This window comes from Cronobacter dublinensis subsp. dublinensis LMG 23823 (assembly GCF_001277235.1).
Taxonomy (GTDB): Bacteria; Pseudomonadota; Gammaproteobacteria; order Enterobacterales; family Enterobacteriaceae; genus Cronobacter; species Cronobacter dublinensis.
The window spans coordinates 217,431-233,110 of record NZ_CP012266.1; the positions used below are offsets into that span (position 1 = coordinate 217,431).

The window sequence follows — 15,680 nt, forward strand, 5'->3', positions numbered from 1 at the left end:
AACTTCTTTTCCCCTAAGCGAAATCAGAGCGCATTTTCGCTTCCTTCCGGGATGTTTAAGCTCGCCACTGCTATTTCCGACTGTGAGCACGCCTTTTATTACGTTTTAATTTTGGCTTATTAAGAATGCCAGGGGTGGCAGCTATCGTAGCGATATAAAAATACACGTTATGTCTTCATCCATATTGCCGATATGCTGTGTAAGAAACCTTCCTGGATAGCAATAATGATTAGCAAGATAACCAATATTTTAAAAAACAACGCGGCGTTTGCGGCGATAAAAGAACATATGGCGGTTATTCTGTTCCGCCCTGACGGCACGATTGTGGAAGCGAACCCGGCTTTCCAGAATGCGATGGGCTATTCGCTTAATGAACTGGTGGGTAAACATCATCGGATGTTCTGCTCGCCGGAATATGCGGCGAGCCCTGAATATCGTCAGTTCTGGCAGCGACTTGGCTGCGGCGAAACCTTCAGCGATAAATTCCTGCGTTATAAAAAAGACGGCAGCGAAATGTGGCTGGAGGCGAACTATATTCCGGTACTCGGCAAAAACAAAAACGTTGAGTATGTCCTTAAACTGGCGCGTGATATCTCAGGAAGGATCCATGACGCGCTGAACAAAGACGCGATCCTCAAAGCGGCGCACCGCTCTATGGCGATTATCGAATTTACGCCCGACGGGCATATCGTCTCCGCTAACGAGAACTTCTGCCGGGCGTCGCAGTACACGTTAAACGAAATCATCGGTAAGCATCACCGTATCTTCTGCGAGCGCGAGTACGCGCTGAGCGCGGAGTACGCCGATTTCTGGCGCAAGCTGAACCACGGCGAATTCGCCTCCGGGGATTTTCGCCGCGTCACCAAACACCGTCAGGAACTCTGGCTGCGCGCCAGCTACAGCCCGGTTTTTGACGATAAAGGCCGTCTCTATCGCGTGGTGAAATTCGCCTATGACGTGACGGCGGAAGTACAGAAGAGCCGCGATGAACGACAGGCGACCGAAAGGGCGGAAGCTGTGTCGCGCGAGACGCTGACCAAAACGGTTGAGATCAGAAAGACCTTAGATGGCTGCGTGTCGGCAATGGAAAATATTCAGGCCAATATGGAGCAGGTTATCGCTATCGTCACCAACCTGAAAAATGACTCCGAAAGCATTATGGATTTGTCATCCGTTATCGCCCAGATAGCGACCCAGACTAAACTGCTGTCTCTGAACGCGTCGGTAGAAGCGGCGCGCGCGGGCGATGCGGGTAAAGGCTTTTCTGTCGTCGCCACCGAGGTCAAATCGCTGGCGGATCGTATTGACGACGCGACCGGCAAAATAACGCGCATCACCGAGCAGAACGATCACCTGACGAAAAGCGCGCTCGATTCCATCTGTCGCAGCGGTGACGCGGTGGCGTCCACCACGGCTATTTCCCGCGAGGCGTTAACGCTGACCAAAGAGATTGAAGGTTACGCCAAAAATATTCTCGAAGCGGTTAACGCCATCGGCAAAGTCATAAATGCCTGACGATCCACGGCGGCATCCTGAATAAACGCAACGCGGAGAGTGTTTCGCGCGGAATATTCAGGGTGCCCTTCACCCAGTGCGTTTCGTGCAGTGACATTCGTACCCGGCTGATTATTTTAACGAAATGAAACGCCGCGATTCTTGGTAGGCGACTGCGAAACGTCTGATATAACCGCACGCTCTTTATGGTTGTTAATTTTTTGTTTTAATAATTTTAAAATTATAATAGTTGCGTTAAAATAATCTGCTAAATTTTCAATGATAGTTGATTGTGATGTCTAAAAATCTCATTAGCAGGAAGCCGCTTCCCGCTTTCTCTCTTATTGCATTACTTGTCAGTTCAGCCGCTTATGCGGACAACACCACGGAAAAAACCGATGTCCTGCTGATTGGCGGCGGCATCATGAGCGCGTCCCTCGGCACCGTTCTTCAGGAGATCCAGCCGGACTGGAAACAACTGATGGTGGAAAAACTCGACGGCGTGGCGCTCGAATCCTCGAATGGCTGGAACAACGCCGGTACGGGTCACTCCGCGAACATGGAGCTGAACTACACGCCGGAGCGCGCGGACGGCTCGATTGACGTCAGCAAAGCGCTGGAAATTAACGAAGCGTTTATGATCTCGCGCCAGTTCTGGTCCTCCCAGGTCAAGCGCGGCGTGCTGAACGATCCGCACTCTTTTATTAACTCCACGCCGCACATGAGCTTCGTCTGGGGCGATAATGTCGATTACCTGGCGAAACGCTATAAAGCGCTGCAGCAAACCACGCTGTTCCAGGGGATGGAGTTCTCCACCGATCAGAATCAGATCAAAAAATGGGCGCCGCTGATTATCGAAGGCCGCGATCCGAAACAGCGCGTGGCTGCGACCTGGACGCCGGTCGGTACTGACGTGAACTACGGCGAAATTACCCGCCAGCTGGTGGGCAGCCTGAAGAAAACCAGCAATTTCAAGCTGGAAACCTCGTCTGAAGTGACCGATTTCAAACGCAACGCCGATAACTCCTGGCACGTCACCATTACCGACGCCAACACCGGGAAAGAGCATGCCGTGGATGCGAAGTATGTATTCATCGGCGCAGGCGGCGGCGCGCTGAAGCTGCTGCAAAAAACCGGTATTCCTGAGGCGGACAATTATGCGGGCTTCCCGGTCGGCGGCTCGTTCCTGGTCTCTGAGAACCCGGAAATCGCGCGCCAGCACGGCGAGAAAGTCTATGGTCAGGCCTCGGTGGGCGCGCCGCCGATGTCCGTGCCGCACCTCGATGCCCGTTTTCTGGATGGTAAACGCGTGGTCCTGTTCGGGCCGTTCGCGACTTTCTCGACCAAGTTCCTGAAAAACGGCTCGTTCTTCGATCTGCTGAGCACCACCACCACCAAAAACTTCATGCCGATGACCGACGTGGGCCTGGATAACTTTGATCTGGTGAAATACCTGATGGGTCAGGTCATGCTGAGCGACGAAGACCGTTTTGAAGCGCTGAAAGAGTATTACCCGTCAGCGCGCAAAGAGGACTGGAAGCTTATCCAGGCCGGTCAGCGCGTGCAGATTATTAAGAAAGATCCTGAGAAAGGCGGCGTGCTGAAGCTGGGTACGGAAATCGTCACCGACCAGCAGAAAACCGTGGCCGCGCTGCTGGGCGCATCGCCTGGCGCCTCCACCGCCGCGCCGATTTCCATCAACGTGATTAAACAGCTCTTCCCTGAGCAGTTTAACTCGCCGCAGTGGCAGGCGAAGCTGCGTGAAATCGTGCCGAGCTATGGCCAGAAGCTGAACGGCAACGTGGCGCTGACCCAGCAGGTATGGGACGAAACGGCCGCGACGCTGCAACTGACCAAACCGCCGGTTATCCAGATGAACGACGCGCAGCAGAAGCTGCCGGAAGCCAAACCGGCGCAGGCCGCGAGCCCGCAACACGATATGGCGCTGTAAGTAAAAACGACGTTACGCAAAGGGAGGCCACGGGCCTCCCTTTTTTTGCCGCGTCGCATGCCCGTTATGGGTAACGGTTCCCGCTAAACGAACCCGTAATAACGTTATCCGCCATGCCCGTTATGTCTGGCTTACGCGATTAAATCTATTGAAATAAAGCATAATGCTGAATAATACCCCGGCATCTGGATAATCAATTTTACGGCGTTATTAATTTATTTTATTAAAAACTTATCTCTCAGGCTGCGTGATTATTTCGGCGATTTTCTGATGTTTAGGAAATCGCCCCGATCGTGTTCAGGTGTTTATTTTTAAAAGTCTTTTTAAAGAACTTGATGCGCCATTCATTGAGGCTGTTAGAGGTTCAACTATTGTCGCGCCGGTGATGATTTTTATAATGAGCGCATTGCCATGCAATAACGACGCAGCATCAAATAAAACAATGCGCGCGGTCTTGTTAAAAACCAGATGAATACCCGTTTTGTCCTGATACGCATAGCGCACTCGGGGTGAATATTATATTCACAGGCTGTGAATATAAACCGGCTATTTTTATAAATAGCTTAACTTTTAATGTAATTAGGATGATATATGAAAAAGTTAGCACTTAGCCTTTCTTTAGCCGCGGCGATGGGGTTTGCCGCGACCGCGCAGGCTGCTTCCACTGGGACTATCACGTTTGAAGGAGAACTCACTGCGACGTCATGTGATGTAAAAGTAGACGGCCAGGGCGCTGACGCGACCGTTAAGCTGCCGACGCTCGGTATTTCTCAACTGGAGACCGCCGGTAAAACGGCAGGCCGCACCAACTTCCTGATGGAGCTAACCAACTGCGAAGGCACCCTGAAAACCGTTGCCGCCTACTTTGAAGCGGGCGCATCTGTCGATCCGGTGACGGGCCGTCTGAAAAACGCCACCGGTACGGGTAATGCTAAAAACGTGAGCCTCCAGCTGCGTGACGGCTCCAGCTCCTCCTACGCGGTTATCAAAGCGGGTAATGCCAGCCAGGCTACCGATACCACCTATATCACGTATGACGCCACTGACGGCACCGCCACGCTGCCTTACGCCGTGGAATATTACGCTGAAGGCGCTACCGAAGCCGGTAAGGTCAACAGCAGCGTCGTTTACTCGCTGATGTATAAGTAAAAAACGCGACAGGAGGGTTCCGCCCTCCTGTATTTCTTTAAGGGAGTAAACAACATGGCGAATACCCTTTTCTGGAAAGGCGCGTGTTTTGCGCTGGCGGCCTGGTTCGCCTGCCCGGCGGCCATCGCCAGTATTGTGATTACCGGCACCCGTGTTATTTACCCGAGCGATGCGCCGGAAGTGAGCGTGAAGCTCGACAATAAAGGGGGCTCGCCGGTGTTAATTCAAAGCTGGATTGATAACGGCAATGCCGACGCCGCGCCGGAAACCATCCAGGTGCCGTTTATTTTAACGCCGCCGATTAACCGCGTGGAATCAGGCAAAGGCCAGACGCTGCGTATTACCTTTACCGGAAAATTACTCCCGGCGGATCGCGAATCGGTGTACTGGCTGAACGTGCTGGAAATTCCCGCGAAAAAAGCCACTGCGGTAAGTGACAATTATTTACAGGTCGCATTTCGCTCGCGCATCAAACTCTTTCTGCGCCCGGTGGGTCTTGAAGGTAACGCCAACGAGGCGGTGACACACGTGACCTGGCGCGCGAACGGGCAAACGATCGAGGCGATAAACCCCACGCCCTATTTTATTTCTCTCGTCAGGCTGAAGCTCAACGGCAAAAGCGTTGACGGCGACATGATTGCGCCGAAATCCACCATGACGGTGAAACTGCCCGGCAATTCGGGAAATAAACTTGCAGGCGTCTATGTCAATGATTATGGCGCGCTGAATGAATTCGAAGCGACGCTACAATAAGCCGTCGCTCTGTTTATTCAATTATCACCATAAAAGAGAAGCGTGATGAAAAACAGGTTTCGCCAGGGACATGCGGCGACGCGTACCCGCGGCATTATCGCTGTGGTTTCTTGTTTGCTGGCGGCGCCGGGAAAGGCGGAAAACCTGCCGGGAAAACCTGAAGAAAAACCGGTCGATATTGCCGAACATGTCGAGTTCGATAATATTTTCCTGAATCTGGAAAATAAAAACGCGGTGGACTTAAGCCGTTTCGCTAATGGCGCGACGGCGCTGCCGGGGCGCTATCGCGCACTGATTTATATTAACGGCCAGGCGGCGATGACCAGCGACATTGAAGTCGTGGCGCAGCCGGATAAAACCAGCCGCGTCTGCCTGACGCCTGAACTTATCAAGACCATCCCGTTTAATTACGAAAAATTGCCGAAGGATTTTCTGACGCCTTTTCAGCAGGGCGAGCATTGCCTTGACCTGGAAAAGAAAATCCCGCATGCGGAAATCGCGTTCGACACTAGCGACCAGCGGCTCGATATTTCGGTACCGCAAATTTATTTGCTGCGCAACGCGCGCGGCAGCGTCAATCCGGAGCTGTGGGATAGTGGCATTCCGGCGCTGATGCTCGGTTATAACATGAGCGGTTATTCAAGCCGCGCCAATGGCGAAACGCTCAACTCCTTTTATTCAAGCCTGGAGGGCGGGCTCAATGTCGGCGCCTGGTATCTTCGCCATAACGGCTACTACAGCTATATGGAAGAGGGCGAGCGGCAATACAACAGCATCAGCACCTATCTGCAGCGCGACATTCCGGCCATAAAAGGCCGCGCGCTGGTCGGAGAGACCAATACCCAGGGCCAGGTGTTCGATACGCTGCCTTTCAAAGGCGTTCAGATCGCAAGCGACGAGCGCATGTTGCCAGAGTCGCAGCGCGGCTACGCGCCGGATATTCGCGGCATCGCCCGCACCAACGCCCGCGTCACGGTGCGCCAGAGCGGCCAGACCATCTATGAAACCACCGTCGCGCCGGGCGAATTCGCGATTAACGATCTCTACCCGACTGGCTACGGCGGCAACCTTGACGTTACGGTGTATGAGGCGGACGGCAGCGAGCAACATTTTCAGGTGCCGTATGCATCGGTCGCGCAACAGTTGCGTCCCGGCGCGCTGCGCTATTCCGTCGTGGCGGGGGAGTATCATCAGGACTCGCTGCGCAGCAAACCGGCGCTCTATCAGGCGACTTACCAGTACGGTATTTCCAACCGCCTGACAAGCTATGGCGGCGTACAGGTAAGCCAGGGCTATTACGCGCTGCTGTTTGGTATGGCGTTCGGCACGCCGCTGGGTTCGCTGGCGCTGGACGTGACCCAGGCGCGCACGCATCTGGAAAACGGCACTTACGTGCGCGGCCAGAAACAGGCCGACAGCCTGAGCGGGCAGAGTTACAAACTGAGCTTCAGCAAAGATATCAGCGAAACGCGCAGCAATATTTCGCTGGCGGCGTATCGCTTCGCGACCAGCCAGTACATGGATTTCCAGACCGCCATGCTGGCGCGCGACGCGGTAGAGCGCGGCGACTCGCCGGATAACATTCTGCGCATGAAAAACCAGTTTGTGGCGACCGCAAGCCAGGGGCTGATGGACGGCTGGGGCCAGTTTTATCTCAGCGGTTCGTTGCAGGATTACTGGAATAAATCAGGCACCGATAAGCAGTTTCAGGTTGGTTACAACAACAGCTATAAGAGCCTGACTTACGGCCTGACGGTCAGCCGTACCTACAGCAAAGAGAATGAAGGGCAGACCAACTATCTGCTGACGATGAGTTTCCCGCTGGGTCGGGAGTGGGATCAGCATACGCCGCACGCGCATGTCGATTTAACGCATGACAGCACCGGACATGACGGGCAGCAGGTCGGCGTTTCCGGCTCGCTTGGCGAGTATAACCAGATGAGCTACAGCGTGACCGCGATGAACGCCGATCAGGGCCAGGGTTCCAGCGGCTCGTTCAACGCCGATTACCGCAGCCAGGTGGCGTCAGTGAGCGGCGGCTACAGCGTGGGCGAACACTATAACAGCGTCTCGCTTGGCGCGACCGGCACGATTCTGGCGCACGAAGGCGGAATTACCTTTACGCCTTACACCTCGGACACCTTCGCGCTGGTTGAGGCCAAAGGCGCGCGCGGCGCGGCGGTGTCATCGTATCCCGGCGTGTTTGTCGATGGCCGTGGCTATGCCGCTGTGCCGTATCTGGACCCGTACCAGTTCAACGACATCACGATCGATCCGAAAACCGCGCCGGTGAATGTCGAGCTGGATAGCACGTCGCAGAAAGTCGCGCCTTATCTGGGTGCGGTCGTGAAGCTTATCTACAAGGCCAGTACCGGCACGCCAGTGTTGATCGCCTCACAGTACCAGGGCGACCCGGTGCCGTTCGGCGCGATGGTGTTTGACGGGCAGGGCAATCAGGTCGGGTCTGCGGGCCAGGGTGGGCTGGTTTACGCGCGCGTCAGCGACAACCAGGGGCAACTGACCGTGAAATGGGGCGAGAGCGTAGGGATGCAGTGTCTTATCAGTTACCTGCTGATGCCGCAGGCGGAAGGCCAGCGTCAGTCTATTCAGCGTTTCGATACGCCGTGTCTGCCGCCCGCGGGCGTGGCGTCATCGTCGCCATCGCTACAGCTTTCCACCGACCGGCGTCGTCAGGCGGCGTTAACGGCGGGCTAAACCTGGCCTGAGGGCTGGTCAAACACACGCTTCCTGTGACGGGAACGAGGCACTGTAAAGAGGGAATCATGGCTGTAAGGAAAAGCGTTTTATCTCTGCGGGCCGTAACGCTATTGCTGCTGTCGTTCGGCGGCAGCGCGCTGGCCTCGACGGAGTGTTCTTATCACCCCGGCTCGCACGCGATGAATGTGACGCTACCGATTAACGGGCTTGTCTCGGTCGGTTCTGACGCGAGTAACGGACGCACGCTCTACCGGCTTCACTATATGCCCAGTACACCGGTCAAGATTGACTGTCTTTCGACCGACAGCGTGCCTTATGACGTCTCCTATGACTATCGCTGGATCAACACGCCGCATGGGCTGTCGCCCTGGAACGGACCGCCGTTCCCGAACAAAGTCTGGGATACAAACCTGCCGGGCGTTGGGGTCGCGGTCTGGGCGCAGGGCAAGAGCGACGATGCCATACCGGGCACGTATTACATCGATACGATCCACCCGCAGCCGAACCAGAATGTGAACCACACGATGAATGCGGAGTTCTGGCTCTACCTGATTAAGACCGGCTCTGTTCAGCCGGGCAGTGTGAACGGGCAGGACTTACCGACGCTTGCCATTGACTTTTTGGCCTCAGGCGCCGCAGGCAGCCCGCTCAATACGCTCAAGATTAACTTCACCGGCTCGGTGAATATCGCGGCGCTCTCCTGTACGACGCCTGATGTGAACGTGAAGCTCGGTACCTGGAGCGCGGAGAATGATTTCAGCGGCGTGGGTAGCGGAACGGAGTGGCGGGATGCGTCGATTACGCTGACCAACTGTCCGCGCGCCTGGGGGATCCGTACCAATATTGACGCCAACGACAGCGGCATCACCTCAATGGGCAACCCTACGCCAAACCCGGTGTGGATCAGCATGAAGCCCTCCACAACGACGATTGATGCGAATAACGGCATCTTCTCTGTGACGCCGGGCAGCGACAGCGCCAGCGGTATCGGGATTCAGATAGCCAAAGGCAGCGTATCGGATGCGACGCATAAGCCGATGGCGCTGAACACATATAATGATAACTACTGGAATCTGAGCACGGACGATGTCTCCACGCACCGCATTCCATTCGTGGCGCGCTATGTCCAGACGGAGGACCGTATGCGACCCGGCAAAGCGAATGGCGCGATTACGTTTACCGTGCTCTATTACTGACGCCCGTGTAGCACCGTTATAAAAAAGCCCCGGCATGCCGGGGCTTGTTGTCTCTGTGAGGCGTGTGATTAGCCGGTGTTACGCATACCCGCCGCGACGCCTGCGATGGTGACCATCAGCGCTTGTTCCACGCACGCATCTGCCGGTTTGCCTTCTTCTTCGGCCTGACGCGAGCGGTGCAGCAGCTCTGCCTGTAGCACGTTCAGCGGGTCGGTATAGATGTTGCGCAGCTGGATGGACTCGGCAATCCACGGCAGATCCGCCATCAGATGCGAGTCGTTGGCGATATCCAGTACAACTTTGATATCGGCTTCCAGCAACTGGCGCAGCTCCTGACCGAGCGGCCAGAGATCCTGTTTCACCAGGCGCTGATCGTAATAGTCCGCCAGCCACAGATCCGCTTTGGCGAAAACCATCTCCAGCATGCCGAGGCGCGTGGAGAAGAACGGCCAGTCGCGGCACATGGTTTCCAGCTCGTCCTGTTTGCCGTCCTCAACCACTTTTTGCAGCGCGGCGCCGGCGCCAAGCCAGGCGGGCAGCATCAGGCGGTTCTGGGTCCAGGCGAAAATCCACGGAATGGCGCGCAGCGATTCCACGCCACCGGTCGGGCGACGCTTCGCCGGACGCGAGCCGAGCGGCAGTTTGCCAAGCTCCTGCTCCGGCGTGGCCGAACGGAAATACGGCACGAAGTCTTTGTTTTCGCGCACGTAGCCGCGATACATGGTGCAGGAGATGTCGGAGAGCTCATCCATGATATGTCGCCAGGCGGCTTTCGGCTCCGGCGGCGGCAGCAGGTTCGCTTCGAGAATGGCGCTGGTGTAGAGCGACAGGCTGCTGATGGTCACTTCCGGCAGGCCGTATTTAAAGCGGATCATCTCGCCCTGTTCGGTGACGCGCAGACCGCCTTTCAGGCTGCCCGGCGGCTGGGAGAGCAGCGCCGCGTGGGCTGGCGCGCCGCCGCGGCCAATAGAACCGCCGCGTCCGTGGAACAGTGTCAGCGCGATACCTGCTTTCTCGCAAGTTTTGATCAGTGCGTCCTGCGCCTGGTATTGCGCCCAGGAGGCGGCCATCACGCCCGCGTCTTTCGCGGAGTCGGAATAGCCAATCATCACCATCTGTTTGCCCTGAATGAAACCGCGATACCAGTCGATGTTCAGCAACTGGGTCATGACGTCGTTGGCGTTATTCAGGTCGTCGAGCGTTTCAAACAGCGGCGCGACCGGCAGCGCGAAGCCGATACCCGCTTCTTTGAGCAGCAGGTGGACGGCCAGCACGTCGGACGGCGTTTTCGCCATGGAGATGACATACGCGGCGATCGAGCCTTTCGGTGCTTCGGCGATGACTTTGCAGGTGTCGAGGACTTCGCGCGTGTTGTCGCTCGGCTCCCACTGGCGCGGCAGCAGCGGACGTTTGGAATTCAGCTCGCGAATAAGGAACGCCTGTTTATCGGCTTCCGACCAGCTTTCGTAGTCGCCGATGCCGAGATAGCGGGTCAGCTCGCCGAGCGCTTCGGTGTGGCGGGTGCTCTCCTGACGGATATCGATACGCACCAGCGGCACGCCGAACGCTTTGACGCGGCGCAGGGTGTCGAGCAGTTCGCCGTTGGCGATGATCCCAAGCCCGCAGGAGACCAGCGATTCATAACACGCGTAAAGCGGCTCCCAGAGCTGTTCGTTCTGGGTCAGCAGGCCTTGCGGTTTCGGCAGCTTCTGGCCCTTCAGTCGGGCTTCCAGCCAGCCCTGGGTGGCGAGCAGCTGCGCGCGCAGCCCTTTGAGCAGGTAGCGGTACGGCTCCTGCGCGCCTTCGGTGCCGACATATTCGCGCAGCGCGTCGCTGCACTCCACCATCGACAACTCAGAAATCAGTACCTGGATATCTTTCAGGAACAGATCGGTGGCTTTCCAGCGGCTCAACAGCAGAACGTGACGGGTAATATCGGCGGTGACGTTCGGGTTGCCGTCGCGGTCGCCGCCCATCCAGGAGGTGAAACGCACCGGCACGAAATCCACCGGCAGTTTGTAATCGAGATGCGCTTCGAGCTGTTCGTTCAGTTCGCGCAAATAGTTTGGTACGCCTTCCCAGAGGCTGTTTTCCACCACGGCGAAGCCCCATTTGGCTTCATCCACCGGGCTTGGGCGGTTTTTACGAATTTCGTCGGTGTGCCAGGACTGCGCAATCAGCTGGCGCAGACGGCGCATGATCTGGTTGCGCTCGTAATCGGCGATGTCTTTGTGGTCGAGCTGTTTCAAGCAGTTATTCACTTCGACCATTTTGTGGATCAGGGTGCGACGGGTGATTTCGGTCGGGTGCGCGGTCAGCACCAGCTCCAGCGACAGCGCTTCCACGGCCTGACGGATGGCGGCTTCGTTGATATCGGGCTGGTCTTTGAGCTTACGCAGGGTGCGGGCGATAATTTCCGGGTTGCTGGCGGCTTCGCCTTTTGGCGAGATGCTGTGGTACTGCTCGGCCGTGTTGGCCAGATTCAGGAACTGACTGAACGCGCGGGCCACCGGCAGCAGTTCGTCATTGGAGAGATTTTGCAGTGTCGTTAACAGCGCCTGCCGGTCTGCTTCATTGCCAGCACGGGAAGACTTCGACAATTTGCGGATTGTTTCTACGCGGTCAAGGATGTTTTCTCCCAGCGCATCCTTGATGGTATCCCCGAGCAACTTGCCGAGCATACTGACATTGCTTCGCAAAGCGGAATATTGTTCGTTCATATAACCCCAGACACCCCATCTCAATTATGTTTAATACCCGCAGTCTTTCACGCCGCAGGGGCGTTGGCCGCGCCTTGCGACCCCGGCCACTTACCAATGTAAGCGCCCGTGGCTCACGAGGCTTGCCGCCTTCCTGCAACACGAAATCCCTGGGTATAGGTTCTGCAAAAATCAGGACACCGAAAAGCGATAGCTTTTACTTACGTCCGAAAGTTCAGGCTTGAATGACTTCTTACTTTATAAAGCCATGTGAAATCCCGTTCGTCAATTGCTGCGAAATCGCTTCAGCAGGGGAATAAAGCGCGGCAATTTATGAAAGTTAATTCACGTTATTGCGGATAAGTAACGCTTATGAAAATAGCGTGCAGGCGCGCGGGGTCATAGACAGTCGCACGCGCTGTGAGAGGGCATAAAAGCAGTCGAATGGGCTGTCTGGCGCGGGTTAGTCAGCGGTTCATCGGCGAGTGCGGCTGGCATGGCGGGTGCGCATTGCTTACCCACCCTACGTGATCGGATACAGATTTTCGTAGGGGAATAAGCGCCGCGCATCCACCGTTACGTTTAATGCCAGCAAAAATGATGCACAACCTGCGAAATCAGTTCGCGGGTCGGCTTGATAAAGCGCGTTTCGAGATATTCGTCCGGCTGGTGGGCCTGGTTTATCGAGCCTGGTCCTAACACCAGCGTCGGGCAGAGCGTCTGAATAAACGGCGCTTCGGTGCAGTAGTTCACCACATCGGTTTGCGCGCCGAGCAGATTTTCCACCACCTGTACCAGTTTATGATCCGGCGGGCATTCGTAACCGGGGATCGGCGGGTGCAGATCGAACACCGTCAAACGCCCCGGCCAGCGCAGGCTCACCGGCTCCAGCGCCTCGTTCAGCAGGCCGCTTAAGTCATCAAGCGTCATCCCCGGCAGCGGGCGAATATCCATATGCAGTTCGCAGCAGGCGCAGATGCGGTTGGAGGCGTCGCCGCCGTGAATATGGCCGAGATTAAGCGTCGGATAGGGCACCGTAAACGCGTCGTAGTGGTAGCGCTCTTTGAGCGAATCGCGCAGTTGCATAATGCGCCCGATGGCGTCATGCATCAGCTCAATGGCGTTGACGCCGCGCTCCGGGTCGCTGGAGTGGCCGGATTGCCCCTGCACGCGGATGGCGCTGGAGATATGGCCTTTGTGGGCGCGAATCGGCTGTAAGGATGTTGGCTCGCCGATGATGGCGCAGTCCGGGCGCAGGGCGGTGGTCTCGGCGAAATAGCGCGCGCCCGCCATGCTGGTCTCTTCATCGGCGGTCGCGAGGATATAGAGCGGCTTTTTCAGCTGCGTCACATCCACGTCACGCAGCGCGTCGAGAATAAAAGCGAAAAAGCCTTTCATATCGGCGGTGCCGAGTCCGTACAGCTTGTTGTCATGCTCGGTCAGCGTGAAAGGGTCGCGCGTCCAGCGCCCGTCGTCGAAAGGCACGGTATCGGTATGCCCGGCCAGCAGCAGGCCGCCCGCGCCGCTGCCGGCACTCGCCAGCATATTGAATTTATTACGGGTGCCCGGCACCGGTTGTACTTCAACGTTGAACCCGAGAGTGCCAAACCACCCTGCCAGCAGATTGATTAAAGTCGCATTACTCTGATCGAGCGCGCTGTCGGTGGCGCTGATGGAAGGCGTGGCGATAAGCGTGCGGTAAATCTCGATAAAAGGCGGTAATTTCATTTTCACTGTTGACAGACCTCAGGTCGTGATAGTATCAATATTCATGCAGTATTTGTGAATAAAAATACATTAACGTTGAGCGTAAGGGAACCGCCGGGTTCCGGTGAAGACGATACGCTCGCGGACGCGGCAACGGCCTTCAGGCCCGCGCCTGAAATACATGACGGTAAAAGGTATCCAGCCCCGATGTTGAACACGCTGATTGTTGGCGCCAGTGGTTATGCCGGCGCAGAGCTTGCGACCTACGTGAATCGCCATCCGCATATGAACATAACCGCATTGACGGTCTCAGCGCAAAGCAATGATGCGGGAAAGTTAATCTCCTCTTTGCATCCGCAGCTCAAAGGCGTGCTCGACCTGCCTTTGCAGCCGATGAGCGATATCCGTGAGTTCACCGACGGCGTGGATGTGGTGTTTCTCGCGACCGCCCATGAAGTGAGCCACGATCTCGCGCCGCAGTTTCTCGACGCGGGCTGCGTGGTGTTCGACCTCTCCGGTGCTTTTCGCGTTAACGACGCCGCGTTCTATGAAAAATTCTACGGGTTCACGCATCAGCACCCGCACCTGCTGGAGCAGGCGGTGTATGGCCTGGCCGAGTGGAACCGCGACGCGCTAAAAGATGCCGCGCTGGTGGCGGTACCGGGATGCTACCCGACCGCCGCGCAGCTTTCGCTCAAGCCGCTGATCGATGCGGATTTACTGGATCTGAACCAGTGGCCGGTGATCAACGCCACCAGTGGCGTGAGCGGTGCCGGGCGAAAAGCGGCGCTTTCTAACAGCTTCTGCGAAGTGAGCCTTCAGCCTTACGGCATATTTAATCACCGGCATCAGCCGGAGATAGCCAATCATCTGGGCGCTGAGGTGATTTTCACGCCGCATCTGGGGAGCTTCCCGCGCGGCATTCTGGAAACCATCACCTGCCGCCTGAAACCCGGCGTGAGCACGCAGCAAGTCGCGGCAACGTTCCAGGACGCCTACGCCGACAAACCGCTGGTGCGTCTCTATGACAGCGGCGTGCCTGCGCTGAAAAACGTGGTCGGCCTGCCGTTTTGCGATATCGGCTTCGCTGTGCAGGGCGAACATCTGATTGTGGTTGCCACGGAAGATAACCTGCTGAAAGGCGCCGCCGCGCAGGCGGTGCAATGTATGAATATTCGTTTTGGCTTTGCCGAAACGCAGTCTCTTATTTAACCGAGTCAGGTGTGATGATGAACCCGTTAATCATTAAGTTAGGCGGCGTGTTGCTTGATAGCGAAGAGGCGCTGGAGCGTCTGTTTACCGCCCTTGTTAACTACCGCCAGGAACATCAACGCCCGCTGGTCATCGTTCACGGCGGCGGCTGCCTGGTGGACGATCTGATGAAGCAGCTCAACCTGCCGGTGAAAAAGAAGAACGGCCTGCGCGTTACGCCTGCTGATCAGATTGACATCATTACCGGGGCGCTGGCGGGCACCGCCAACAAAACGCTGCTCGCCTGGGCGAAGAAACATCACATCGCCTCTGTCGGCCTGTTCCTGGGCGACGGCGACAGCGTCAGCGTGACGCCGCTTGATGAAGAGCTGGGCCACGTCGGCCAGGCGCAGCCGGGCTCGCCGAAGCTGATTACGACGCTGCTGGAAAACGGCTTTATGCCGGTCATCAGCTCTATTGGTGTGACGGACGACGGCAAGCTGATGAATGTGAATGCCGACCAGGCGGCCACGGCGCTCGCGGCGACCCTTGGCGCGGACCTGATCCTGCTCTCCGACGTGAGCGGCATTCTGGACGGCAAAGGCCAGCGCATCGCTGAGATGACTGCCGCCAAAGCCGAGCAGCTTATCGAGCAGGGCATCATCACCGACGGCATGATTGTGAAAGTGCACGCGGCGCTGGACGCCGCCCGCACGCTGGGACGCCCGGTGGATATCGCCTCCTGGCGCCACGCGGAGCAGTTGCCCGCTTTATTTAATGGTGTGTCTATCGGCACGCGCATTTTGGCCTAATTACAAGTTT

10 protein-coding genes are annotated in these 15,680 nt (G+C 56.7%); 8 read left to right on the top strand and 2 right to left on the bottom strand.

The genetic code is table 11. The features are described from left to right. Nucleotides 1-225 precede the first annotated feature (225 nt). The 6 genes from AFK67_RS01040 to AFK67_RS01065 all read left to right on the top strand — a co-directional run bounded on the left by AFK67_RS01040 (nucleotide 226) and on the right by AFK67_RS01065 (nucleotide 9,261). A complete protein-coding gene (locus AFK67_RS01040) occupies nucleotides 226-1,515 on the top strand; it encodes a methyl-accepting chemotaxis protein (RefSeq protein WP_007735080.1) in 1,290 nt (429 codons plus the stop codon). A 274-nt stretch (nucleotides 1,516-1,789) separates the two neighbouring features. Then, on the top strand, nucleotides 1,790-3,445 hold the full coding sequence (gene mqo / locus AFK67_RS01045; protein ID WP_032967731.1) for a malate dehydrogenase (quinone): 1,656 nt from the start codon (nucleotides 1,790-1,792) through the stop codon (nucleotides 3,443-3,445). Between the two features lie 591 nt (nucleotides 3,446-4,036). Next, nucleotides 4,037-4,594 (top strand): fimbrial protein, encoded by a 558-nt coding sequence (locus AFK67_RS01050; protein ID WP_007735069.1) that lies wholly within the window; start codon nucleotides 4,037-4,039, stop codon nucleotides 4,592-4,594. A 54-nt stretch (nucleotides 4,595-4,648) separates the two neighbouring features. Continuing rightward, on the top strand, nucleotides 4,649-5,347 hold the full coding sequence (locus AFK67_RS01055; protein ID WP_007735066.1) for a fimbrial biogenesis chaperone: 699 nt from the start codon (nucleotides 4,649-4,651) through the stop codon (nucleotides 5,345-5,347). A 45-nt stretch (nucleotides 5,348-5,392) separates the two neighbouring features. Beyond that, nucleotides 5,393-8,062 carry a fimbria/pilus outer membrane usher protein gene (locus AFK67_RS01060; RefSeq protein ID WP_038884205.1) on the top strand — a complete coding sequence of 890 codons (2,670 nt, stop codon included), beginning with the start codon at nucleotides 5,393-5,395 and terminating at the stop codon, nucleotides 8,060-8,062. 68 nt (nucleotides 8,063-8,130) lie between these two features. Continuing rightward, entirely contained in the window at nucleotides 8,131-9,261 is a 1,131-nt protein-coding gene (locus AFK67_RS01065) for a fimbrial protein (protein WP_007735063.1), read from the top strand. Nucleotides 9,262-9,329: 68 nt separating this feature from the next. Here AFK67_RS01065 and ppc read toward each other — a convergent pair whose 3' ends face one another. Continuing rightward, nucleotides 9,330-11,981 (bottom strand): phosphoenolpyruvate carboxylase, encoded by a 2,652-nt coding sequence (ppc, locus tag AFK67_RS01070; RefSeq protein ID WP_007735062.1) that lies wholly within the window; start codon nucleotides 11,979-11,981, stop codon nucleotides 9,330-9,332. Between the two features lie 561 nt (nucleotides 11,982-12,542). After that, nucleotides 12,543-13,694 (bottom strand): acetylornithine deacetylase, encoded by a 1,152-nt coding sequence (gene argE / locus AFK67_RS01075; RefSeq protein ID WP_007735060.1) that lies wholly within the window; start codon nucleotides 13,692-13,694, stop codon nucleotides 12,543-12,545. A gap of 180 nt (nucleotides 13,695-13,874) precedes the next feature. Between argE and argC the strand changes: the two genes are divergently transcribed. Next, a complete protein-coding gene (gene argC / locus AFK67_RS01080; protein WP_038884202.1) occupies nucleotides 13,875-14,879 on the top strand; it encodes an N-acetyl-gamma-glutamyl-phosphate reductase in 1,005 nt (334 codons plus the stop codon). 14 nt (nucleotides 14,880-14,893) lie between these two features. Then, the gene (argB, locus tag AFK67_RS01085; protein WP_105655784.1) at nucleotides 14,894-15,670 is read left to right on the top strand and encodes an acetylglutamate kinase; all 777 of its coding nucleotides are present in this window, start codon (nucleotides 14,894-14,896) and stop codon (nucleotides 15,668-15,670) included. Nucleotides 15,671-15,680: the final 10 nt, after the last annotated feature.

What these genes read in the sequence shown, in the direction of transcription:
- ppc (WP_007735062.1), bottom strand. Translation starts at nt 11,981, where the DNA reads ATGAACGAACAATATTCCGCTTTGCGAAGCAATGTCAGTATGCTCGGC.
- mqo (WP_032967731.1), top strand. Translation starts at nt 1,790, where the DNA reads ATGTCTAAAAATCTCATTAGCAGGAAGCCGCTTCCCGCTTTCTCTCTT.
- AFK67_RS01050 (WP_007735069.1), top strand. Translation starts at nt 4,037, where the DNA reads ATGAAAAAGTTAGCACTTAGCCTTTCTTTAGCCGCGGCGATGGGGTTT.
- AFK67_RS01060 (WP_038884205.1), top strand. Translation starts at nt 5,393, where the DNA reads ATGAAAAACAGGTTTCGCCAGGGACATGCGGCGACGCGTACCCGCGGC.
- AFK67_RS01040 (WP_007735080.1), top strand. Translation starts at nt 226, where the DNA reads ATGATTAGCAAGATAACCAATATTTTAAAAAACAACGCGGCGTTTGCG.
- argC (WP_038884202.1), top strand. Translation starts at nt 13,875, where the DNA reads ATGTTGAACACGCTGATTGTTGGCGCCAGTGGTTATGCCGGCGCAGAG.
- AFK67_RS01055 (WP_007735066.1), top strand. Translation starts at nt 4,649, where the DNA reads ATGGCGAATACCCTTTTCTGGAAAGGCGCGTGTTTTGCGCTGGCGGCC.
- argB (WP_105655784.1), top strand. Translation starts at nt 14,894, where the DNA reads ATGATGAACCCGTTAATCATTAAGTTAGGCGGCGTGTTGCTTGATAGC.
- AFK67_RS01065 (WP_007735063.1), top strand. Translation starts at nt 8,131, where the DNA reads ATGGCTGTAAGGAAAAGCGTTTTATCTCTGCGGGCCGTAACGCTATTG.